Source organism: Escherichia sp. AM3, from assembly GCF_032029835.1.
Classification (GTDB): Bacteria; Pseudomonadota; Gammaproteobacteria; order Enterobacterales; family Enterobacteriaceae; genus Escherichia; species Escherichia coli.
On the sequence record NZ_JAVUPQ010000329.1, the window covers coordinates 1 to 1,231 of the forward strand.

Below are 1,231 nucleotides of genomic sequence, written 5' to 3' on the forward strand. Positions count from 1 at the left end.
TTACGCCCCATCACAGCCATACCGACAACCCCGATCTGTTGCTTGGACATTACTTACTCCTGTCTGGTGTGGTCACTGCGACAAACTCGCAGCTTAAATGTGATGATTATGTTAGCTCAAAGAACGGAATCCGCATAACATAAAAGTTGAAAGAGTTAAAGGTTAAAATAAAACCAACTACAACTACAACTACAACAAAACATAATATTTTATAGATAATTTAATACATTACAAAATATGGGAAATCTTCTTCAAACTTTCAGATATGATCTGCTGGGCATACTCCACCGACTTTAATAAATCAGAATTATCATAGTCATTCATTTTACTAACACTATCTTTTATATTAAAAATGCTTATAGGTTGAGTAAAGGGTCCAACACTCCATGTCTGAACGAATGATGTTATTTTTTCTATTCGTTTATCAATACAAAAATGTGGTACACCAAACGACATTGCTGTAATAATTCCATGCAAACTAGTACCGTAGAATGAATGAGAGTGAGAAAGAAAATACATTATTTCCCAAATATTTAATTCGTATTCAAGCTTAAGCTCAGTTTTAGCCAGTTTTTGTACTTCTCGAAGAAAGATTACATCATCATGACCACTCGCGTAACCAATAGGAAGTAACACTACATCTATACTTGATTGTGATTTTACTATATCTAATTGATATGCAAGATCTTGAGCAGAAAAATTAACCTTATAAGGGCAGGCCTGCACAGTAATAAACTTATTTGCTGCACAATAATCAATTATTTCTTTGCGGACAAAATCTTGCATGAACTGATCATCAATAATTTTTGATGCGATAAGAACAGAATCTGGAACTAATTCTGCACTGGCCCACTTTGTTACCTCTTCATATGTACGTCGATCTCTTGCAGATATATATTCCGCTTGTGCGATATATTTAGTTTGTGAAGAAACAGGAACTCCACCAACAGTATTGTATATTACCTTGACATTATTCTTGAAACTTGCTTTTTGAGGTATGTATGGATAATCCCAAACCGCAGGGTAGAATATTTTAGCAATAGTTGACAATAGTTTTGGTTGAAACCTTCTTATCTTTTTTAAAATTCGAGTATAAAATTGGCTTTGTTGTACATGTGTATACAACGTTCCAACATCTGCTCCTAATACCTCACCACCTACAACTATAATTGATGAATTATGTTGTGTATACAGCATATCTTTCATAGCTATTGAAGAATAACACTTATAT

Annotated in this window: 1 protein-coding gene; it reads right to left on the reverse strand. The window is 33.6% G+C overall.

Features of this window, described 5'->3' with window-relative positions:
• Nucleotides 1–228 precede the first annotated feature (228 nt).
• A partial coding sequence (locus tag RTW80_RS25565; RefSeq protein WP_312720852.1) for a polysaccharide pyruvyl transferase family protein occupies nucleotides 229–1,231 on the reverse strand: 1,003 nt, incomplete at its 5' end.